Here is a 22,729-nt window from a genome sequence, read left to right on the forward strand (position 1 = left end):
GAGGGGGAGGAGCGGCCGGAGCGCATGCCTCGGTCGTCCGACGCCTCGTCTTTCCGGCACCTGGGAGCACATCGTGACCGACCGAACCGCCTCGTCCGCACACACTTTCGTCGACCGCCACATCGGCCCCGACGCCACCGAGTTGGTCCGCATCCTCGACACGATCGGCGTCGACAGTCTCGACGAGCTGGCCCGCAAGGCCGTTCCGTCGTCCATCCTCGACACCGTGGTCGACGGCGTTCCCGAGGGCATGGCAACACTGCCGCCTGCCCTGAGCGAGCACGAGGTACTCGCCGCACTGGCCGAGCTCGCCGGGCAGAACACCGTGGCGACGTCGATGATCGGCCTCGGGTACTACGACACGTTGACCCCGCCGGTGCTGACCCGGGGAATTCTGGAGAATCCGGCCTGGTACACCGCGTACACGCCGTATCAGCCCGAAATCAGCCAGGGGCGGCTGGAAGCACTGCTGAACTTCCAGACCATGGTCGCCGACCTCACCGGCATGGACGTGGCGAATGCGTCGATGCTCGACGAGTCGACGGCCGCCGCCGAATCCATGACCTTGATGCGGCGCGCGAACAGAGCTTCCAAGTCCCCTCGGCTACTGGTCGATTCCGACATCTTTCCGCAGACCGAGGCCGTATTGGCCACTCGCGCCGAGCCGTTGGGGATCGAACTGGTCTACGCCGATCTGGCCGACGGCCTGCCCGACGGGGAATTTTTTGGTGTGCTGGCGCAGCTGCCGGGAGCATCGGGCCGTCTGGTCGATCACACGGCGACCATCGAGGCCGCGCACGAACGTGGCGCGTTGGTTGCCGTGGGAGTGGACCTGCTGGCCGCCACCGTGGTGACTCCGCCCGGTGAGATCGGCGCGGACGTCTGTTTCGGAACCACCCAGCGGTTCGGTGTCCCGATGGGCTACGGCGGACCGCACGCCGGCTACCTCGCAGTGCGGTCAGGTCATTCCCGTCAGCTACCCGGCCGACTGGTCGGGGTCTCGCTCGACGCGGACGGTCACCGCGCCTACCGTCTGGCGCTGCAGACCCGCGAGCAGCACATCCGCCGCGAGAAGGCGACCTCCAACATCTGTACCGCTCAGGTCCTGCTGGCCATCGTCGCCGCGATGTACGCCAGCTACCACGGCGCAGACGGATTGCGGGCCATAGCGACTCGGGTGAATGTGCATGCTCGAAACGTGGCCGCAGGTCTGCGAGAGGCAGGCATCGACGTGGTGCACTCGGAATTCTTCGACACCGTCCTCGCGTCGATCCCGGGCAGGGCCGAGGCCGTCGTCGACGATGCCAAGCAACGCGGCATCAATCTGCGGTTGGTCGACGCCGACCACGTCGCCGTAGCGTGCGACGAGGCGACGACACCCGAGCACATCGCGAACGCACTCGCAGCGTTCGGTGCAGAAACCGCCGGTGCCGGAGCCGAGTCGTTGCCGGCGAACATGACGCGCACCTCGGAATACCTCACGCACCCGGCATTCACCCGGTACCGGACCGAGACGGCCATGCTGCGCTACCTGCGCGCGTTGTCCGACAAGGACATCGCTCTCGATCGCAGCATGATTCCACTCGGTTCGTGCACGATGAAGCTGAACGCAACCGCGGAGATGGAGTCCATCACCTGGCCGCAGTTCGCCCGTCAGCACCCCTTCGCTCCGTCCTCGGACGTGCCCGGTCTGCTGAGGGTGATCGCCGACCTGGAACGGTGGCTCGTGGACATCACCGGCTACGACGCGGTCAGCCTGCAGCCGAATGCAGGCAGCCAAGGCGAATATGCGGGACTGCTCGCCATACGTCGCTACCACCTCGGCAACGGCGATGCCGAACGCACCGTCTGCCTGATCCCGTCGAGTGCCCACGGCACCAACGCAGCCTCGGCGGTGATGGTGGGTATGCGCGTCGTCGTCGTGGCCTGCCGTCCCAACGGTGACGTCGACGTCGACGACCTGCGCGCCAAGATCGCCGAGCACACCGACACCCTCGCCGCGATCATGATCACCTATCCCTCCACCCACGGCGTGTACGAGCACGAGATCTCCGAGATCTGTGCAGCGGTCCACGACGCAGGCGGTCAGGTGTACGTCGACGGTGCCAACCTCAACGCCCTCGTCGGTCTGGCGCGCCCCGGCCGATTCGGCGGCGACGTCAGCCACCTGAACCTGCACAAGACATTCTGCATCCCGCACGGAGGCGGCGGGCCCGGTGTGGGACCGATCGGTGTGCGGTCGCATCTGCAGCCGTACCTGCCGGGGCATCCACTGGCCCCACAGCTCGGTTCGGGACCGACGGTGTCCGGTGCCCCCTACGGCAGTGCCTCGATCCTGACGATCACCTGGGCCTACATCGCGATGATGGGTGCGACGGGACTTCGGCAGGCGACGTTGACTGCCATCGCGTCGGCCAACTACATCGCCCGCCGCCTCGACGAGTACTTCCCGGTTCTGTACACCGGCGACAACGGCATGGTCGCCCACGAGTGCATTCTCGATCTGCGAGGGTTGACCAAGGACACCGGAGTCACTGTCGACGACGTTGCGAAAAGATTGGCGGACTACGGTTTCCACGCGCCCACGATGAGCTTCCCGGTGCCCGGAACTCTGATGGTCGAGCCGACCGAGAGCGAGAACCTCGAGGAGATCGACGCGTTCTGCGATGCCCTGATCGCCATCAGGGGAGAGATCGATCGCGTCGGATCGGGCGAATGGACGGTCGAGGACAACCCACTTCGAGGCGCACCGCACACCGCTCGGAGCCTGGCCGCCGAATGGGATCACCCGTATTCACGGGAACTCGCTGCTTACCCCGCGGGCTACGACCGTCCGAAGGTATGGCCCGCGGTGCGACGCATCGACGGTGCACACGGTGATCGCAACCTGGTGTGCTCGTGCCCACCGATCGAGGCGTTCGCCTGAGCCTGCAACAGAGCCCGCCACGTCGACGTGGCGGGCTCTGCTCTACGCGTGTCGCAGGCTTCAGCCCCGGGTGAGTTCGAGCATCGCGATCTCGGGCGGAGCGGCGACGCGAACCGGTGGACCCCACGCGCCCGCACCCCTGGTGGTGTACAGCGTGGTGTTGCCGATCGTGTCCAGCCCTTCGACACTCGGCTGCTGGAGCGGCACCAGGTACCGAATCGGCCAGATCTGACCCCCGTGCGTGTGCCCGGACACCTGCATGTCGACTCCGAAGTCGGACGCCTCCACCGCCTGCAACGGCTGATGCGCCATCAACAATACGAATCGATCCGGGTCGATCCCGTCCAATGCCGCGGCGAGATCGGGTTCGTACGGTGCCGGTGCGGTGGCGTCGTTGATGCCGGCGATATCGATCGCGGCGTCACCACGAGTGATCGTCGTGCGCTCGTTGCGTAGAACGTCGATGCCGAGCGTGGACCAGAAGTCGAGCCATTCGCCGCCGTCACCCGCATAGAACTCGTGGTTGCCGCTGACGGCGAACACACCGAGCGGGGCGTCGAGGTCGCGGAGCGGCTCCAGGTCTTCTCCCACCAGAGCAACCGTGCCGTCGATGAGATCGCCGTCGAGCAGCACGACATCAGGATTTCGAGCGTTGATCGAATCGACGACCTTCCGTACGAACCCCGCACCGCGGGAGGGGCCCGCGTGCAGGTCCGATACCAATGCCACTCGGACGCCGTCGAATTCGGCCGGTAGCCTGTCGAGCGTAACGGCGGTGTTCGTCACGCGCGGAGTTGCCGCCTCGACGAGTCCGTACCCCACTGCGACCACGCTGACGAGTGACACCGCCGCTGAGCCGATCCTCGACACACGGAGTCGAGCCGCGGACGAATCGCGATGCCGCGCCGCGAAAACCACTCTCACGACGGTGCAGATCACGGCCACCAGTACGGTTCCCAGGAACAGGTACAGCACCACGGCGAGCCATGTGAGCCCGACGAACGCGGGGCCCCGTGCCCAGGACGGATCGAATGCGACGCCGCTGCCGAAGCCGATCACCGCACACAGCCACAACAGCGCCAGCACAGCATCGACAGCCCTCTTGGGACGTGTCGGCATTCCGGTGACGGAGAGGAATCGCCAGTGTAGGAACAGGGTGACGAGGAGCAAGAAGACACCGACGAAAATTACGCGAGACATGTTCTAGTACAACAACTTTCCGAGTAGATCGAAAAAATCCGGAGAATCCGACGTCGGCACGGTCGTCGCGGTGCCGCCCGTCCGGGCCGAGATGTCGGTGAACGCGGTCGCGTCGGTGTTGTCGCCGATCATCACCACGTTCACTGCGACCGGACGTTCGGCATCGGATGCCGAGTTCAGGTCGGTGAGCAGGTCTTGGGTGGACAGCGACGGGTCGTCGTTGGGACCGTCGGTGATCAGCACCACGGAATTGACGCGTCCGGGGACGAACCCGGCCACGGCATCGCGATAGGCGGCCAGCAACGACCGGGCGGAATACGACGCGGATTCCGGTGTCAACGCCACTGCACCGGAATTCAGCGCGTCGCGCCTGGAAGCCGCCGCGACCTGAGCCGCCATCGGGCCGGTCGGAACGTCGACGCGATAGGGGAGCGAGTCGTCCAGATCCTCGCTGAAGCTCCACAGGCCCAGCTCGGTGGAGTCGGGTACTCGCTGGAACTGCTCGCCGAGGGCGCGAACCGAGTTCTGCAGCCGAGTCGCACTGCCCTCGCTCGTGCCCATCGACTCGGACACGTCGAGCAGTACGGTGGCTCGACGCGGCAGGACCGGATTTCGCAGCACGTCCAGCAGCGCGTCGGCAACCGGTCCGGAGGGAGCAGCGACGGTGCCGGAGTTCTGTGTTTCGCCGACGCCGAAGCCCGCATCCGTGAGCAGCTGCGCGCCGTCCGGCTGGCGGACGAAATCGACGAATGCGCCGGCCGCCCTGGTCGAGGTCTCGTCGCCGGAGAGTACGGCCGCGGGATGATCGGCGACGGGAGTGAAGCCCTGAGGTCGAACGGCGGTCAACGTCGACGAATCGGTCGACGCCAGTTGCTGTTCGGTGACCGGAACAGCGTGGACGGGGGCGTCGGGGCCGGGCGAGCTCTCCAGGGCGGCGAGTGAGTCGTAGGTTGTGGATGCAGACGTTGCGGAGGCTCCGGTGTCGGTGACGGCAAGCTCCGACACGGCCGAGACCAGTTCTCTCGACGAGACCTGGTCGAGGGTCAGTGCGGTGGCCGGATCGCCGCGTACCCCGGCAGCGATGGCGGCGAGCGCGAGTGTGGTTGCGCCGGCATCGGATCCGGTCGGCAGTGCGAGACGGAGTGCGCCCCACTCGCCGAGGCCGAGTGCCTGTGGGTCGCGTTGCAGGCGGACCAGGTCGGCCCAACTCACCGACGTGAGAGAGTCGGCCAGGGCGGACGGCACCGCGAGTACCACCGGACTCGCCGCGAGTGGCCGCGGGGTGCCGTCGAGGGCTCCTCGGTCGGTCACGGCCGCGACGTCGCCCGACGATTGAGGTATCCACAGGCCCGGCCGAGCGCCGAGTGCTCCGACGTCCCAGTTGTCGATACCGGCGTTCAATGCCATCCGGACGGCATCGGATGCCGTGGCTCGAACCTGCACCGTCACACAGTGATCACGGACCACCGGTGCGGTGTCGTTGAACCGAGCAGCCAATTGTTCCACCGGCCCGGAGATGTCGGGATCGGCGGCGACAGTGAGCACCGCCGATCCCTCCACACAGGTGTCGGCAGCTTCGACCCCTTGATCGAGGATTCGATCCCGCAGTTGAAACCATCCGAACACGGCCGCGGCGAGCACCGCGATCGTGATCACGACGATCACGGGTCCGGCGGCTATCGAACGCCCGCGCCCTGTGTTCCGATGTTCACCCACGTGATCGACAAGTCCGTCAGGCGTTGACGGCCTTGTACTCCCGTCGGCGACGATGCAGGATCGGCTCGGTGTAGCCGTTGGGCTGGCTGGTGCCCTGGAAGATCAGGTCGCTGGCAGCCTGGAAAGCGATGTTGGTGTCGAAGTCGGGAGCCAACGGCTTGTACGTCGGATCGGATTCGTTCTGACGGTCCACCACCGGGGCCATCCGCTTCAGCGACTCGCGCACCTGATCTTCGGTGACGATGCCGTGGCGCAACCAGTTCGCGATAAACTGACTCGAAATGCGCAGCGTCGCACGGTCTTCCATGAGTGCGATGTCGTTGATGTCGGGAACCTTCGAGCAGCCGACGCCGTGGTCGATCCACCGCACGACGTAGCCCAGGATCGACTGCGAGTTGTTGTCGAGTTCGTTCTGCTTCTCCTCGTCGGTCCAGTCGGTGGACGGTGCGAGAGGAATTTCGAGAATGTCGTCGACGGTGGCGCGCTTGGCCTGTGCTATCTCGTGCTGACGGGCGAAGACATCGACCTTGTGGTAGTGCAGGGCGTGCAAGGTCGCAGCGGTGGGCGAGGGAACCCACGCAGTGTTGGCCCCGGCCTTGGGGTGGCCGATCTTCTGCTCGAGCATGTCGTGCATCAGATCGGGCATGGCCCACATACCCTTACCGATCTGCGCCTTGCCCTCGAGGCCTGCGGCGAGACCGGTGTCGACGTTGAAATCCTCGTAGGCGGCAATCCACTTCTCGCCCTTCATCGCTCCCTTGCGTACGACGGGACCTGCCTCCATCGAGGTGTGGATCTCGTCGCCGGTGCGGTCGAGGAAGCCGGTGTTGATGAACACGACTCGTTCGGACGCAGCCTGGATGCACGCCTTGAGGTTGACCGTCGTGCGGCGTTCCTCGTCCATGATGCCGACCTTGAGTGTGTTGGCCGGCAGGGAGAGAACCTGCTCGACACGGCCGAACAGCTCCGCGGTGAACGCGACCTCGTCCGGTCCGTGCATCTTGGGCTTGACGATGTACAGCGAACCGGTGCGCGAGTTCGACAGCACATTGTCCGAGGTCAGCGAGTGCATGCCGGCGAGCGAGGTGAACAGAGCATCGAGAATTCCCTCGGGCACCTCGTTGCCGTCGGCATCGAGGATCGCATCCGAGGTCATCAGGTGACCGACGTTGCGGACGAACAGCAGCGAGCGACCGTGCAGCGTCAGTTCCGAACCGTCGACCGAGGTGTACGTGCGGTCCTTGTTCATCGCACGGGTGAAGGTCTTGCCTCCCTTGGAGACTTCCTCGGTCAGATCGCCCTTCATCAGACCGAGCCAGTTGCGATACCCCAGAACCTTGTCGTCTGCGTCGACGGCCGCGACGGAGTCCTCGAAGTCCATGATGGTGGTGACAGCGGACTCGAGCAGCACGTCCTTGACGCCTGCCCCGTCGGTCTCGCCGATCGGGCTCTCGGGATCGATCTGGATCTCGAAGTGCAAGCCGTTGTGCACGAACAGGATTGCCGACGGTGCGTCCGGGGTGCCCTGGTAGCCGAGCAGCTGTGCCGGATCTTTCAGCCCGACCGTGCTGCCGTCGGCGAGGGTCACCGTGAGCGAGGCGGCATCGACGACGTACCCGGTGGTACCGACGTGCGAGCCGGAGCTCAGGGGCAGCGCCTCGTCCAGGAAGTTCCGCGCGAAGGCGATGACCTTGTCGCCGCGGACCCTGTTGTAGCTGGTGCCCTTCTCGGCACCGTCGGTCTCGGGGATGGCGTCGGTTCCGTAGAGAGCGTCGTACAGCGAGCCCCACCGTGCATTGGACGCGTTGATCGCGAACCTGGCATTGAGGACCGGCACCACCAGCTGCGGGCCTGCCGTGGTGGTGATCTCGGTGTCCACACCGGACGTGCTGATCTGGAAGTCTGCCGGCTCGTCGAGCAGGTAGCCGATCTCCTTCAGGAATGCCTTGTAGGCGGCGCGATCGTAGTTCGGGCCCGCGTGTTCGCCGTGCCAGGCGTCGACCTTGCCCTGGATCTCGTCGCGGACCGCCAGCAGTGCCTTGTTCTTGGGAGCGAGATCGGCGATCACCGACGCGGCACCGGCCCAGAAGGCATCGGACTCTACGTCGGTACCCGGCAGCGCCTCCTTCTCGACGAAATCGAATAGGACCTTGGCGACCTGAAGTCCACCAGCCTGCACACGATCGGTCATGAATTCCTCACTCTTTCCGGTCACGGACACCGGTGACCGGTGTCCCCACGACAACGCTGTCGATGTTACTCGGCGGTAGGTCCGACGCCGAACTCGCCGCCGACCAGTAAATTCTGGCATCGAGCGATCAACGCCGAGCGCAGAGGTGCCGCTTCGCTCGACAGTTCTCCCTGCGCGCGCACGTATTCGGCTCGTCCGGCCGGTGTCTCGATCCGAATGGGTTCGAGATCGAAGCCGCTCAGGTCGTACGGACTCGCGCGCATGTCGATCGTTCGCGCGTGCAGGGCCAGCTCGAAGCAGTCGGTGAGAAACTCGGAATCGATCAGTGGCCCCAGCTTGTAGCACCACTTGTAGAGATCCATCGAGGCATGAATACAACCGGGTTGCTCGGATGTCAGACGCGACTGCGATGACAGCGGAAGAGTGTTGCGCGGCGCTGCATCGGGGGTGAAGAACCGGAAGGCGTCGTAGTGTGTGCAGCGCAACGTCATCGAATCGACCACGGCGTCGGTTCCCTCGTGCCCCAGGCGCAGTGGCACCTGCTCGTGCCGCTGTGCCGAGGTGCCCCCGCGGTAGACCATCGCCCACTCGTGCAGTCCGAAACAGCCGAGCACCGGTTGCCTGTCTCGGGTTGCGGCGAGCAGGCCGAGAATGAATTCGATGCTCGAACGTCGACGCTCCACCAGATCCGACCGCACCCGAAAGCCCGGTCCGTCGTCGGTGTCGACCTGCTCGTAGGACGCGAACGCCGCGAAATCCTGCGCGCGATCACCGGTGAGGACGACGCCGTGACCTGGATTCCATCGACGCAGCTGACCCGGGCGGTGGCTGTAGTAGGTGAACAGGAAGTCGAGTACCGGATGCACGCCGCCGTGGCCCCGGTCCGTCAGATAGTCACCGACGAGGTCCTCCACCCGTGCCGCGTGCGCGGCACGGCGGGAGGTCCACTGTCCTTCGCTCAACGTCGAGTCGGGCATTCACACGTTCCGTGGGGGAGCGGCCGCAGACTTGAAGCTGGACGACGATTGACCCGGACGCGGACCGGCCACCCGGTGCGTGCCGTCCCGAACCGTTCCGACGAACTCCTCGACCAGGTCCTCGAGCGCGACGATGCCGACCGTGGCACCCGTCGCGTCGTGCACGGCACCGAGATGGCTGCTGGCCCGACGCAACTTGGTCAGTGCGTCGTCGAGCACGGTGTCGATGGAGACCACCGGTAGTGCTCGCACGTCGCTGCGCGGAATGACCGTGTCCGGTCCTGCCGATTCGTCGGCCATGGCTTCGAGTACGTCCTTCAGATGCAGGTAGCCCACGAGTGCCCCCGAGGCGTCGCGGACCGGATAACGAGAGAATCCCGTTTCGATGACGGCGCGTTCGACGGAGCCCAGTGTGGGTCCGAGGGTGTGGTCGGGTCCGGACAACTCGATGCTGCGAACCTGGTGAGAGGGAATCAGGACCTCGGCCACGGTCCGTCCGGACGTCTCGAGGGCTTGCCGCAGTCGTCGATGCTCCTCGGCATCGATCAGTCCCTCGGATCGTGATTCGCCGATCATCTGCGACAACTCGACCGCAGACACCGAGGAACTCAGCTCGTCCTTGGGTTCGATCCGCAGCAGCCGAAGGGTCAGGTTGGCGCACATGTTGTAGAACGAGATCAGCGGCAGTGCCACCTTGATGAACAGCAGATGGATGGGCACCAGAACCATGGCAGTGCTCTCCGGACCCGCGATGGCGATGTTCTTGGGCACCATCTCGCCGATGAGAATGTGCAGAACGACCACGAGCGTCAACGCGATGGCGAAGGCGATCGGGTGCAGGAAGGACTCGGGAATACCGACTGCCTCGAGCGGCACCTCGATCAAGTGTGCCACCGCAGGCTCCGCCACGCGTCCGAGAAGAATCGAGCAGATCGTGATGCCGAGCTGGGCCGCCGCAAGCATCTGCGACAGGTTCTGACCGGCCTCGATGACGCTCTGCGCACGCTTCTTGCCTTGCGCGAGTAAGGCTTCGAGGCGGTCCCGCCGGGCCGAGATCAGGGCGAACTCGGCCCCGACGAAGAATGCGTTGCCGGCGAGCAACAGGACGGCTAGACCGACGCCGAGGAAATCACCCATCGATCTCACCCTCCGACCTCATCCGAGCCACCGCAGCTGCGTCGACGGGCAGAAGAACCACCCGGTCGATGCGGCGGCCGTCCATCCGAAGCACCCGGGCCACCCAGCCGCCGTCTCGTTCGAGTGGATCCTCGTTCGCCGGGGAGGGCAACAGAACTGCATCCCCCTCGGTCGGAATACGACCCAACTCCGTCAGCACGAGACCGCCGATGGTTTCGTACTCGCCCTCGGGTGCCGAATACCCCGTGGCCGACGCGACCTCGTCGATACGCAGCAGCCCTGCACAGTCCCATCCGTCGCCCGATCTGGAGACATCGAGTTCCGGCTCGTCGTGTTCGTCGCGCACGTCACCGACGATCTCCTCGATGAGATCCTCCATGGTGACCATGCCCGCGGTGCCGCCGTACTCGTCGACGACGAGCGCGACCTGCATACCGTCGGCGCGTACCCGCTCCATCACTGCGTCGCCGTCGAGACTGGACGGTACGACGGGAACGTCGCGGGCCAGGGATTCGACCGTCGTCGACCGTCGGTGCGCCCCGGCGACGGTGAACGCGTGCTTGATGTGAACGACGCCGACGGTGTCGTCCAGGTCGCCGTCGACCACCGGAAAACGTGAGAAGCCGGTCCGCGCAGCCGTTTCGATCAGATCGGCCACGGTCGCGTCGGTGGCGAGTGTTTCGATCTTCACTCGCGGCGTCATCAGTTCCTCGGCCGTGCGATCGCCGAACTGCAACGACCGGTCCACCAGTCGGGCGGTGTTCTCGTCGATCGACCCCTGCCGCGCCGACGTGCGGACCAGCGAACCCAGCTCCTGCGGCGACCGAGCGGATCTCAGTTCCTCCGCCGGTTCGATTCCGAGCCGGCGCACCAGCCAGTTCGCCGAGCCGTTGAGTCCGTTGATGGCCCACTTGAAGACCAGTGAGAACCCGGCCATCGCACCGGCGGTGACGCGAGCGGTCGACATCGGTTTCGCGATGGCGATGTTCTTGGGAACCAGCTCACCGAAGATCATCGAGAACGAGGTCGCCAGGATCAGCGCCACTGCGAGCGAGATGCCGGTGGCGAGGGTCTCGGATGCGCCCAGTGCGTCGGCCACCGGCCGAATGAAACCGGCCAGCACCGGTTCGGCGAGATAACCGGTGATCAGCGTGGTGATGGTGATGCCGAGTTGGGCACCGGACAGCTGAAACGACAGTGTCTTGTGGGCGTGCAGAACTTGGCGTGAGCGGAGGTCACCGTTGTCGGCCTGTGACTCGACCGCACTGCGTTCGAGGGCAGTGAGGGAGAACTCGGCCGCGACGAACAGCGCGGTGCCGGCCGTCAGGGCCACGAAACCGAGCAGGCTGGCGATGGTGATGAGAAGTTCCACGCGTCAACTCCGCCTGAGCCGAGGCCGTCGAAGCTGGGACAGGAGCATTGCGCCGCCGGAGTGCACGTGGCTGCCGAAATCGTGTTCGCCGGGTTTCTCTCCCGGCTCGATAGAGGATCCCTCCGAAGTGGAACCGTCGTCGTGTTGTTCTGCGGTTGCCGTGACGGCAACCGAGATAGTGGGTGCCTCGGGCACCTGATTCCCTTCTGTCGGTTCGCGTTGCGGTCCCTTCATGGGGAGCCGACGTCAGGCCACACGCCGAGAATCGATTGCTCGAATTGTCGACGAGTGACGAGCGCGAACAACTGTGTCTGCTGTAGGCGAGAGTCTAACCGTGTGCGATCGTCACCACCCGGAGGGCAGGGGCCGCCCCTCGGCGAATCCGGCGGCGGACTGGACTCCCAGAACGGCTCGTTCGGCCAACTCCGGCAGCGAACGGGCTCCCGCGTACGTACAGGTACTGCGAACTCCGGCGCAGATGTGATCGATCAGATCCTCGACACCCGGCCGATCGGGATCGAGGCGCATCCGCGAACTGGAAATGCCCTCCTCGAACAAGGCTTTCCGGGCCCGGTCGAACGCGCCGTCGGTGGCGGTGCGGGCGGCAACGGCTCGCTTGGACGCCATGCCGAAGCTCTCCTTGTACCGATTGCCGGATGCGTCGACTCGCAGGTCGCCGGGCGACTCGTAGGTGCCGGCGAACCACGAGCCGATCATGACGTTCGCAGCACCGGCGGCCAGCGCGAGAGCAACGTCACGGGGATGGCGCACACCGCCGTCGGCCCACACCGAAGCTCCGAGTGTTGCTGCCGCAGCCGAACAATCGGCCACAGCCGAGAACTGGGGGCGTCCGACGCCGGTCATCATTCGCGTCGTGCACATCGCGCCCGGTCCTACGCCGACCTTGACGATGTCCGCGCCGGCCTGCACCAGATCGCGCGTCCCCTGGGCGGACACCACGTTGCCGGCCGCCAGGGGAACGCCGAGATCGAGAGAGCGCACAGCAGCGAGGGCTTCGAGCATCTTCTGCTGATGGCCGTGCGCGGTGTCCATGACGAGCACATCGGCACCGGCCTCGACCAGTGCGGTCGCCTTCTCGGCCACATTGCCGTTGATGCCGACGGCGGCAGCGATGCGCAGGCGTCCCGCCGCGTCGACCGCGGGCGCGTAGATACCGGTCCGAACGGCACCGGTCCTGGTCACGACACCGGCCAGGGAGCCGTCGTTCTCGACGACAACGGCGAGATGGGCATGTGCCGCTTCCATCAGCTCGAAGACTTCCTGGGGCGACGCATGGCGAGGAGCGCGCACGAAATCGGCCGACGCCACGGAACTGAGTCGAGCGAATCGGTCGACGTCGGCACAGGCGCTCTCGGTCACCACTCCGATCGGTTTGCCGTGTTCGACGATCACGACCGACCCGTGTGCGCGCTTGTGCACCAGCGCCAAGGCGTCGGACACGGACGCATTGGGGCCGAGGACGACAGGTGTGTCCGCGATCAGGTCACGGCTCTTGACGAATGCGACGGTCTCGGCAACGGCCTCGGTGGGCAGGTCCTGCGGGATCACGGCGATCGCTCCGCGACGTGCGACGGTCTCTGCCATCCGCCGTCCCGACACCGCGGTCATGTTCGACACGACGATCGGGATGGTGGTGCCCGAACCGTCGACCGTGCTCAGGTCGACGTCGAACCTGGACGTGACGTCGGTTCGGTTGGGGACGAGGAAGACGTCGTCGTAGGTGAGATCGTAGGGCGGAAGGTGACCATCGAGGAACTGCACGTTGATCGAGACTACCGGTCGGGCGCATTCGGGGCCGAAGCCACGTCCCCTGTCTCCGTTTCGATGCGGGTCGACGCCTGGGTCCGAGACAGTCGAATCGTCGTCACCACCATGACGAACACCGCTACGGCGATGACGGCGAGGGACGTCCCGTCGGTTCTGATTCGCTCGTCCAGGACCGTGATGCCGATGAACGCAGCGCCGAGTGGTTCGCCGATCGTGACCGCCGGTAGTGACGCGGACAGCGGACCGGCCTGGAAGGCTCGCTGCTGCAGATAGAACCCGAGAACTCCGGATCCCACCAGCGCGTAGGTCTGCCAGGCTGCCAGGGCTCCGAGCAGGTCGCTCTCCACCAGATCGGTGACGAACTTCGTCAGAGCCGCAGCCAGACCGAACAGCAGCCCTCCCGCGGCTCCGAGCAGCAGAGCCCGCGCGCCGGGCGCTCTCAGTACGAGCCCGCCCACCGCGGCGCCACCGATCACGACCGCGGCGATGATCAGCGGAATGATCCAATCGGCCAGCGGGGCGTCGGTATTGCCTTCGCTGGGATCGCCGACCACGATGAACACCGCAAGAGCGGTGGCCAGGAGAACGGCGAGTGCCCACGTCGAAACCGGGAGTGCCCGGCCCGCCAATTTTGCCGACATCGGGAGTGCGAACAGCAGGGCGGTGACGAGCAACGGTTGCACGACCAGCACCGAACCGACCCACAATGCAGCGATCTGAACCGCGTAGCCGCCGCCGTCCCCGAGTACGCCCACCCACCATCTCGGGCTTCGGATCAGAGCCGAGAGCAGCGATGTTCCCTCCGGAACCGACGCGGCGGCGCTCTGCTGTGCCACCGACGCAGAGGCGAACAGGAATGCCGACACCAGCGCGAGCAGGATCGACAACCAGGGGGCGGTCACCCGCGTCGTCCTCGGGTGCCGCCTCGCCTGCCTCCGGAACGCCCGGGTCGCTCGTGTCGGGCGGGTGCGGCACCACGCCGCGAACTACGAGGGGCGGGTGAATCCGCCGCCTCGGCCGGGAGCGGTCGGCCGATGGGGGTACGCGCCCCCGTCAACCGACGCCACGAGGTGGGATCGGTCTCGGTGTCGATCACCGTCGCCGAGACACCGGCGTCGCCGGCCATCGCACGCACGTGATCGAGCTGATCGGCGGTGACCAACGTCACGACGGTTCCGCTGGCTCCGGCGCGCGCAGTGCGGCCCGCGCGGTGCACGTAGTCCTTGGAGTCCAACGGTGGGTCGACGTGAACCACGAGGGTGACGTCGTCGACGTGAACCCCCCGTGCTGCGACATCGGTGGCGATCAGCGCGGTCGACTCGCCGTCGCCGAAAGCGGCCAGCGAGCGTGTGCGGTGAGCCTGAGTCTTGTTGCCGTGCAACGACGATACCGATACACCCAGACGGCGACAGTCGTCGGTGAGTCGGTCGACCGCGTGAGTGGTCCGGACGAACAGCAGCGTGCGACCGTCCCTGTTGGCAAGTGCGGCAGCTACTTCGGTCTTGCGGGCAGCGTCGACCCTGAACACGTAGTGCGCGATGTCGGGCTCGCCGACCGACTCCGCCGTCGAATGTTCGGCCGGATCGTTCAAGAACTTCTCAACCAGGCGGTCGACGTCCTCGTCCAGGGTCGCCGAGAACAGCAGTCGCTGCCCGCCGGCCGGTGTCGCGGCGAGGAGCGAATCGACCTGGGGCAGAAATCCCATGTCCACCATGCGATCCGCCTCGTCGATCACGGTCACCTCCACGCGATTCAACGTGATCGAGCGTCGGGCGAGCAGGTCGTTGAGGCGCCCGGGGGTGGCAACCACGATGTCGATTCCGCGCTGGATCTCTCGGACATTGCGCTCGAGCGGGACGCCGCCGACCACACCGACGCTGCGTAGGCCGAACGTCGCACCGTGGATGTCGAGGACTTCCTGGATCTGGAGCGCGAGTTCGCGAGTGGGGGCAAGCACGAGCCCACGCGGAGCACCGGGCTCACTGCGACGGCCGGCAAGCCGCACGAGCAACGGAAGCCCGAACGCGAGAGTCTTTCCCGATCCGGTCGGAGCACGGCCGAGTACATCGCGGCCCTCGAGCGCATCGGGCAGGGCCGCGGACTGGATCGGAAACGGCTCCGAGACACCCGCTTTCCTGAGCGAGTGGACGAGAACCACGGGCAGTCCCAGTTCTGCGAACGATCGAACGGATTGACCCGGCATGGCTGTGACCCTACCGCTGCGTCGACCACGCGTCGGAATCTTCTTGTCGGTGCCCCGCGCAATACTTCGAGTAGAACGCACGTTCGATCGGCGTTCGGCACCGTGATCGCCGAGGGGGCGATCGCACGCAGAGTGTGGGGGAGCTATGTGCAAGATGTGTCAGGGCTACAGCGTCGACGAGTACATCGAAGGTGTGAAACGCACCATCGACAGGTGTGGGTGGGCCTTGCAGTACGTGGAATCGGAAATCGATCTCGACGGTATCCATCCGGCGTTCTGCTACACGGTCGGTCTGACGAATTTCGGCAGCCCGGAGATCGTCATGACCGGACGCGGGCCACATGAGTCCTCGCGAATTCTCAATTCGCTCGGCGCCTCGGTGGCCTCGGGAATGCTCGAGCTCGAATCCGGAATCGGTTGCACTGCAGCAGGATTCGAGCTGTTCACTATCGACGTACCGGACTGTGCGGAAATTCTGTACGCAGCCTCCGACGTCTACGGCCAGGGGTGCTTCAGTGCGGTGCAGGCGGTGTGGAAGGACCTCGAAGGTGCTCTGCCGTGGGAAGGAATCCCGTCGACGGTGGTCCAACCGATTCTCGGGCCGGTACCCGGCTGACCGGTTCCCGTGCTGTACCGGTGGCGCTGCGTGGTGAACGCAGCGCCACCGGCGGAAGCTTCTCGGTCAGGCTTCGATCTCGGAACGATCGCCGCTCCACAGAGTGTGGAACTTTCCTTCCGAGTCGGTTCGCTCGTAGGTGTGCGCCCCGAAGAAGTCCCGCTGACCCTGTGTCAGAGCGGCAGGTAGACGCTCTGCCCGCAACGCGTCGTAGTAGGAGAGCGAGGACGCGAACGCGGGGACCGGAATGCCCAGTGAAGCCGCGGTGATGACCACTCGACGCCAGCTGTCGATGGCGTTCTCGATGGCATCACGGAAATACGGGGCCAGGATCAAACTGGGCAGTTCGGCGTTGTCGTCGTACGCGTCCTTGATGCGATCGAGGAACCGAGCGCGAATGATGCAGCCACCACGCCAGATCGTGGCGAGGTCACCGGGATGCAGATTCCAGTCGTATTCGGTGCTGCCCGCGGCGATCTGATCGAAGCCCTGTGCGTAGGCGACGATCTTGGACGCGTACAGAGCCCGACTGATGTCGTGCGTGAACTGCTCTGCGTCGGTCGGCTTGTCGGCGAGTGTTCCGGAGGCGAGTCCGACGGCTGCCTTGCGCTGAGCGCGTGACCCCGACAGAGCCCGAGCGAACACGGCCTCGGCGATACCGGTGACGGGAACGCCGAGGTCCAGAGCCGCCTTGACGGTCCAGCGACCGGTGCCCTTCTGCTCCGCAGCGTCGACGATCACGTCGACGAGAGGCTGACCGGTCTTGGCGTCGACCTGGCGGAGAACCTCGGCGGTGATCTCGACGAGGTAGCTCTCGAGGTCTCCGTTGTTCCACTCGGTGAACACGTCCGCTACCTGAGCGGGCGTGTATCCGAGCGCGTCACGGAACAGGTTGTAGGCCTCACCGATGAGTTGCATATCGGCGTATTCGATGCCGTTGTGGACCATCTTGACGAAGTGGCCGGAGCCGTCGGGCCCGATGTGGGTGCAGCACGGCGTGCCGTCGACCTGCGCCGCGATCGATTCCAACAGCGGTCCGAGGGCCTTGTAGGACTCCGCGGGTCCGCCCGGCATGATCGACGGTCCGTTGAGCGCGCCTTCTTCGCCGCCGGAGATACCGGCACCGACGAAGAGCAGTCCACGCTCTTTCATGGCGGCCTCGCGCCGGATGGTGTCGGTGTAGAGGGCATTGCCACCGTCGATGATGATGTCGCCCTCCTCCATCGCGCCTGCAAGTTCCTCGATCACGGCGTCGGTCGGGTCGCCTGCCTTGACCATGATGAGCACTCGGCGCGGCTTCGCGAGGGCGGCGACGAACTCCTCGATGGTCTCGGTGCGGATGAAGTTGCCCTCGGTGCCGTGCTCGGCGATCAGGGCATCGGTCTTGGCCACGCTGCGGTTGTGCAATGCGACGGTGTGACCGTGATGGGCGAAGTTGCGGGCGATGTTGGAGCCCATGACGGCGAGTCCGGTGACTCCGATCTGAGCCAGTTCTGTCGGTTCTGCTGCTGAGGTCATACAGACAGCTTTCCTTGCCGCGAGATTTCGCGCGAGCCAACCCCCCGGCCGGTGTCGAAGCCTGCCACCGCCAACGACGAAGGGTGCCGCATTCGCGAAGAATGCGGCACCCGTTCGTGCATTTCGGGTCGGATCACGACCTCACGGTGACGAACCGATCAGTGGCTGCGAGCCGGACCGTCGAAACCGTCGTACGAACGCCGTTCCGTGCGGCTGCGGAAGCCGCCGGACCGGTGCTCGTCCTGGCGGGGACCGGATGCCGGACGGCGATTGTCGGAGCCACGGCCTTCGTATCCGCGACCCTCGGAGCCGCGGTATGAGCTCGAATCGGAGCGACGCGGACGATCGCCCTGGTAGCCCTCGCTGCTGCGGGGGTTGGATCCCTGGTATCCGCCACCGCTGCGCGGGTTGGAGCCCTGGTAGCCGGTGCGGGGACGGTCGCCCTGGTAGCCCTCGCTGCTGCGGGGGTTGGAGCCCTGGTATCCGCCACCGCTGCGGGGGTTGGAGCCCTGGTATCCGCCGCCGCTGCGGGGGTTGGAGCCCTGGTAGCCGGGACGGCTGTTCCGGTCGCGGGGAGCGGACTCGGCGCGCAGGGGCTCACCGGTCGGCTTCTTCGCTCCGGTGATGCTGTTCAGCTCGGCCGAACCGGGCGAGACGTTGACGGCGGTGGCCTTGACGCCGGCCATCCCGGTCAGACGCAGAACCTGACGACGCTGGTTGGGCAGCACGATCGCGACAACGGTGCCCTTCTCTCCCGCGCGTGCCGTACGTCCCGCGCGGTGCAGGTAGTCCTTGTGGTCTGCGGGCGGATCGACGTGGACGACCAGGTCGATACCGTCGACGTGGATTCCACGAGCAGCAACGTCGGTGGCGACGAGGACGGGTGTACGGCCGTTCTTGAAGCGCTCGAGAACGCGGGTGCGCTGATTCTGAGCCTTGCCACCGTGCAGTGACTCCGCGGCGATACCGAGCGCACGCAGGCGGTCGGTGATTCCGTCGCAGCCCAGCTTGGTACGCGCGAACATGATGGTGCGACCGCCTTCGCGGGCACCGATCTCGGACAGAACGAGATCCTTCTGACCCCGGTCGACCATGAGCACGTAGTGATCCATGGTGCGGACGCTGGCTTTGCCGTCCTGGGTGGAGTGCTCGACGTGATCGGGCAGGAATTGGCGTACAAGCGACTGAACCTCACGGTCGAGGGTGGCCGAGAACAGCATGCGCTGTCCGTCTGCCGGAGTGTCGGCGAGGACGGCACGAACCTCGGGCAGGAAGCCCATGTCGGCCATCTGATCGGCCTCGTCGAGCGCGGTGATCTCGATGGAGTCCAGGATGCAGGTGCCCTGACGCAGATGGTCGGCGAGGCGACCCGGGGTGGCGACGAGGACGTCGACTCCACGTCGGAGCTGCTCGACCTGCTTGTTGAACGGGGTGCCGCCGACGGCGGGCATGACGCGCAGGCCCTGCGCATTGGCGTAGGGAGCGAGGGATTCGACAACCTGGAAAGCGAGCTCGCGGGTGGGGACCAGCACGAGCGAACGGGGGCGCTTGGCCGCCGGGCGGTCGGTGTGCAACGACAGGCGCTGCAGGATCGGCAGGCCGAAGGCGAGGGTCTTGCCCGAGCCGGTCTGCGCACGGCCGAGGACGTTCTTACCGGCGATGGCGTCGGGGAGTGCCTTCTCCTGGATGGGGGAGGGCACGGTGATCGAGTTGCGCGCCAATGCGGCGACGACTGCCTCGGGCAGTCCGAGATCGGCGAACGTGAATGCCGGTGCCGCTGCGGGCGTCGGGACTGCCGTGGTGTCGGAAGCGGTGGAAACGGGTGTGTTGGAAACAGCGTGGGTCACGCAGTAAAGCCTCTCCGGATTGCGGGCACGCCAATAAGCCCGAAGCTGAGAGCACCCGAAGAACCGGGAAACACGAAAAACAGCCAGAACACATTGATACGAGCCAGGGCACTGTCACCTGGCCATCAGAATGCAGACGAGAACTGCATAAAGTGGGGCTGTTTGTGCCATTTCGATTGCTAGGCCGCGATGGCGACCGGTCTCTACTGTACGGGACGTACCGCCGATTGTTCGACTCGAGTCGATGTGACCTGTGCGACCCCGATCGCCCGCGGGACTCACCCGACGAGCTTGCTCAATTCCTCCAGCCACGGCATGGCGACGTAGATCGTGGGAAGAACGAGGATCACCACGGCCGCAGCGTAGGCAGCCGCAGCGATGCGCACATCGGCACCCGGGCCGCTCAAGCGCTGGACACGGATGAGGGTGTGCGGCCCTCCGGCCGCCATCGCACCACGCGGTGCAGTCGACCCGGCGCAGGTGACCAGGGCTCTGGCCAACGGCGTCGGTCCGGTGACCTTGACCGCCGAGTCGTCGGCGAGCAGCTCGACCAGCAGCTGCACGCTGCCGAGCGCCGACTTGCTGCGGACGATCCGAGGGAACGCTTCGTTCACGGCGGTGAATGCTTCGAGGACCAGGTCGTGGCGGGCGCGCAGGTGTGAGCGCTCGTGACTGAGGATGGCGGTGACCTCCGCCTCGGAAAGACTGGCCAACGTTCCACGGCTGAGCACCACCCGCTGACGCAGACCCGGTAGGCAGTACGCGATCGGTTCCGCCGCGTCGAGCACGCGGATGTCTGCATCGCGGAGACCACGGAAAGGGTTCTCGCCCCGATCGCTTCGATCCAGCAGATCGACGAGCACCCGATGCCTGGAACGTCGACGACGGGTTCTGACCGCTACCTGAACGACGGAGAACATGAGCTTGGCACCGATGCCGAGCGTGATGGCGAGGACGACGACGTAGAGGATCCACAGGGGCAGGCCGAGAGCGTCGATCTCGTCGGTCGGTGCCGTCGTGGGCCGACCGTCCGGACCGGGGACCAGCAGCAGTCCGCCGATCGCGAGGCCCGAGCTGAAGGCCGAGAGCACAGCAGCGAGGGCAATTGCCTGCCAGAGCACCAGAGCCGCGCGTGGTGACCGGTACGGCCAGCTCGCGCGGGCGAGCACTGCCGGAACCGGCCCAGCCAGGATCAGCGCGAGTACTGCGAATACCAGCGCAGTCGTCGAGTTCATGTCCTCACTTACTGCCGCGAGCGTCAGTCCGTCGGACGGCCATCTCCAGCCGAAGGGGACTTCGATGTCGATTGTGCCACTTCCAGAGCGGCGAGCGCCTCACGGAGGGCGGCGGCTTCGTCGGCCCCGACCTGTCCGACGAAGTGGACGAGTGCCGCTGCGCGTCCACCCGATGCCGGTGCCTGCGACAGCGCGTCGACCATCAGGCTCGCGACCAGCTCGTCGCGGCCGTGCAACGGGGCATAGCGATGCGCTCTGTCGTCGCGTTGCTGCACGACCAACTTCTTCTTCGCCAGCCGCTGCAGCACCGTCATCACTGTCGTGTACGCGAGTTCGCGATGCGTCGCCAGCGCCTCGTGCACCTGTCGAACGGTCTGGGGATCCGACGACTCCCACAGATGGTCCATCACTGCACGCTCTAGTTCACCAAGACCAGCCATTCGTCCGAGTCTACGGCTACTCCGACGCGGATGCGTACTACTCGTGGTAGTACCGACCTGTCGGCAGGTGTGGGATCGGTCATAGGCGGTGTCGCGACGAATCGGCGGGTCTCGACCGCGGGAATCCCGCGGCGAATATTCTGTGCTGTGATCGTGCCGCCCCTCGGCCCGACTTTCGAGAAGTGAGCGGAGACGAAGGCGTGGACTGGTTCGATTCCCTGTCGTTGATCGACGGCCCGGTACCGGTGATCGTGTCCGTTCTCGGTGCCCTCGGTGGTCTGTGGCTGCTCTTGTCGAGATCGCGGCGATACGCCACGCGTGCGCTGCCGATCGCCGCGACGGCATCGATCGTTGCCACGACGATCGGCTACGTGGTGGTCGAGAAGGTGTGGCGACCGTTCCCGGACCCGATAGAGACCGCGATCTACGTGTGGATCGGCGTCGGTCTCGCTGCGTTGTTCACGATGGTTCCCAGGTCTTTGGCCGCTCGAGGGGTGCTGGGCACCTCGGCGTCCGTGCTGGCGACGGCGTTCGTGGTGGCGGCGTCGGCCCTGCACGTCAACCTGGAGTTCGACGCATACCCCACCGTGGGCAACGCTCTCGGGGCCGAGTCCGCGGCGCGCATTCAGTTCTCGGATGTGCCCGCTGCGGTGGCACAAACCGTCACCGGCACGCCGCTCGACTCGGTCTGGACCGCGCCCGCCGACCTGGCGTCCGCCGGGAGAATCACCTCCGCCTCCATTCCAGCCACTGCGTCGAACTTCTCCGCACGAGATGCGCAGATCTACCTGCCGCCCGCCTACTTCGCCGATCCTCGTCCGCTCCTTCCGGTCCTCGTGCTGCTCGCCGGTCAGCCGGGAGCACCCGAGGATTGGCTCAACGGTGGGAAGCTCGCCGAGACCATGGACAACTTCGCTCGCGATCACGCGGGCCTCGCGCCGGTCGTCGTCGTCGCGGACGGAACCGGGTCGTCGATGGCCAACCCGCTCTGTGTCGACTCACCCCTGGGCAACGTTGACACGTATCTCTCCCGCGACGTTCCCGACTGGATCGACACTGCGCTGCAGGTCGATCCGAATCGCGCGCACTGGGCGATCGGTGGATTGTCCTACGGCGGTACGTGTTCGATACAGATGGCGACCAATCATCCCGATGTCTATCCCACGTTTCTCGACCTGTCCGGTCAGCGTGAGCCGACTCTCGGCGATCGAGACCGAACGGTGCAGCAGGCCTTCGGAGGAAACTCCGCGGCGTTCACTGCCGTCAATCCGCTCGACCTGCTGAAATCACGTCGGTACCCCGACTCGGCCGGTATTTTCGTCGTGGGGTCGGACGACAACGACTACAAACCGGGCCAACAGGAAATGTACGACGCGGCGAAGGCCGCCGGAATGGATGTGCAGTACGTGGAGGTACCGGGCGGACACAGCTTCGCTGTGTGGTCGGAAGGCCTCCGACGTGAGCTCCCATGGTTGGCGACGAGGACAGGGTTGATTTCGTGAACGTGACCGATCCGGAACGACCGTCCGCGGCCGACGCCGAGGCACCGACTTCGGGTGTGGC

16 protein-coding genes are annotated in these 22,729 nt (G+C 65.8%); 3 read left to right on the forward strand and 13 right to left on the reverse strand.

Going from position 1 to position 22,729, the window contains the following annotated elements; translation table 11 throughout:
* Nucleotides 1-73: 73 nt before the first annotated feature.
* Complete coding sequence (gene gcvP, locus CH306_RS21150) at nucleotides 74-2,926, forward strand: aminomethyl-transferring glycine dehydrogenase (protein WP_094647876.1); 2,853 nt, start codon at nucleotides 74-76, stop codon at nucleotides 2,924-2,926.
* Between the two features lie 60 nt (nucleotides 2,927-2,986).
* On the opposite strand, the gene CH306_RS21155 is transcribed toward gcvP, so the two are convergent.
* The 9 genes from CH306_RS21155 to CH306_RS21200 all read right to left on the reverse strand — a co-directional run bounded on the left by CH306_RS21155 (nucleotide 2,987) and on the right by CH306_RS21200 (nucleotide 15,510).
* The gene (locus CH306_RS21155) at nucleotides 2,987-4,126 is read right to left on the reverse strand and encodes a metallophosphoesterase (protein WP_094647877.1); all 1,140 of its coding nucleotides are present in this window, start codon (nucleotides 4,124-4,126) and stop codon (nucleotides 2,987-2,989) included.
* A gap of 3 nt (nucleotides 4,127-4,129) precedes the next feature.
* Nucleotides 4,130-5,791: a substrate-binding and VWA domain-containing protein gene (locus CH306_RS21160; RefSeq protein ID WP_141214774.1), complete on the reverse strand. Its 1,662-nt coding sequence runs from the start codon at nucleotides 5,789-5,791 to the stop codon at nucleotides 4,130-4,132.
* A 67-nt stretch (nucleotides 5,792-5,858) separates the two neighbouring features.
* The gene (locus CH306_RS21165) at nucleotides 5,859-8,033 is read right to left on the reverse strand and encodes a malate synthase G (RefSeq protein WP_094647995.1); all 2,175 of its coding nucleotides are present in this window, start codon (nucleotides 8,031-8,033) and stop codon (nucleotides 5,859-5,861) included.
* Nucleotides 8,034-8,098: 65 nt separating this feature from the next.
* A complete protein-coding gene (locus CH306_RS21170) occupies nucleotides 8,099-9,010 on the reverse strand; it encodes a 3-methyladenine DNA glycosylase (RefSeq protein WP_094629439.1) in 912 nt (303 codons plus the stop codon).
* Complete coding sequence (locus CH306_RS21175; protein ID WP_045195106.1) at nucleotides 9,011-10,147, reverse strand: hemolysin family protein; 1,137 nt, start codon at nucleotides 10,145-10,147, stop codon at nucleotides 9,011-9,013. It abuts the gene before it with no gap.
* Nucleotides 10,140-11,519: a hemolysin family protein gene (locus CH306_RS21180; protein ID WP_094647878.1), complete on the reverse strand. Its 1,380-nt coding sequence runs from the start codon at nucleotides 11,517-11,519 to the stop codon at nucleotides 10,140-10,142. The genes CH306_RS21175 and CH306_RS21180 overlap by 8 nt, the downstream gene beginning before the upstream one ends.
* A gap of 345 nt (nucleotides 11,520-11,864) precedes the next feature.
* Entirely contained in the window at nucleotides 11,865-13,301 is a 1,437-nt protein-coding gene (locus CH306_RS21190) for a GuaB1 family IMP dehydrogenase-related protein (protein WP_094647879.1), read from the reverse strand.
* A gap of 11 nt (nucleotides 13,302-13,312) precedes the next feature.
* Nucleotides 13,313-14,209 carry a DMT family transporter gene (locus CH306_RS21195; protein ID WP_094647880.1) on the reverse strand — a complete coding sequence of 299 codons (897 nt, stop codon included), beginning with the start codon at nucleotides 14,207-14,209 and terminating at the stop codon, nucleotides 13,313-13,315.
* Nucleotides 14,206-15,510, reverse strand: a complete 1,305-nt coding sequence (locus CH306_RS21200) for a DEAD/DEAH box helicase (RefSeq protein WP_256981227.1) — start codon at nucleotides 15,508-15,510, stop codon at nucleotides 14,206-14,208. Before CH306_RS21200 ends, CH306_RS21195 begins: the two co-directional genes overlap by 4 nt.
* A 145-nt stretch (nucleotides 15,511-15,655) precedes the next feature.
* Here CH306_RS21200 and CH306_RS21205 point away from each other — a divergent pair, with 145 nt between their 5' ends.
* Nucleotides 15,656-16,126, forward strand: coding sequence for a DUF4262 domain-containing protein (locus CH306_RS21205; RefSeq protein ID WP_045195115.1), 471 nt, complete (start codon nucleotides 15,656-15,658; stop codon nucleotides 16,124-16,126).
* A gap of 66 nt (nucleotides 16,127-16,192) precedes the next feature.
* On the opposite strand, the gene gndA is transcribed toward CH306_RS21205, so the two are convergent.
* The 4 genes from gndA to CH306_RS21225 form a co-directional block, all read right to left on the reverse strand.
* Nucleotides 16,193-17,644, reverse strand: coding sequence for an NADP-dependent phosphogluconate dehydrogenase (gndA, locus tag CH306_RS21210; protein WP_094629442.1), 1,452 nt, complete (start codon nucleotides 17,642-17,644; stop codon nucleotides 16,193-16,195).
* Nucleotides 17,645-17,802: 158 nt separating this feature from the next.
* Nucleotides 17,803-19,491: a DEAD/DEAH box helicase gene (locus tag CH306_RS21215; protein WP_094647881.1), complete on the reverse strand. Its 1,689-nt coding sequence runs from the start codon at nucleotides 19,489-19,491 to the stop codon at nucleotides 17,803-17,805.
* 278 nt (nucleotides 19,492-19,769) lie between these two features.
* The gene (locus tag CH306_RS21220; RefSeq protein ID WP_045195121.1) at nucleotides 19,770-20,726 is read right to left on the reverse strand and encodes a M56 family metallopeptidase; all 957 of its coding nucleotides are present in this window, start codon (nucleotides 20,724-20,726) and stop codon (nucleotides 19,770-19,772) included.
* Between the two features lie 23 nt (nucleotides 20,727-20,749).
* A complete protein-coding gene (locus tag CH306_RS21225; protein ID WP_032398122.1) occupies nucleotides 20,750-21,166 on the reverse strand; it encodes a BlaI/MecI/CopY family transcriptional regulator in 417 nt (138 codons plus the stop codon).
* 200 nt (nucleotides 21,167-21,366) lie between these two features.
* Between CH306_RS21225 and CH306_RS21230 the strand changes: the two genes are divergently transcribed.
* Nucleotides 21,367-22,668: an alpha/beta hydrolase gene (locus CH306_RS21230; RefSeq protein WP_094647997.1), complete on the forward strand. Its 1,302-nt coding sequence runs from the start codon at nucleotides 21,367-21,369 to the stop codon at nucleotides 22,666-22,668.
* Nucleotides 22,669-22,729 lie beyond the last annotated feature (61 nt).

The organism is Rhodococcus sp. 15-725-2-2b, from assembly GCF_002259075.1.
In the GTDB taxonomy this organism is placed as follows: Bacteria; Actinomycetota; Actinomycetes; order Mycobacteriales; family Mycobacteriaceae; genus Rhodococcoides.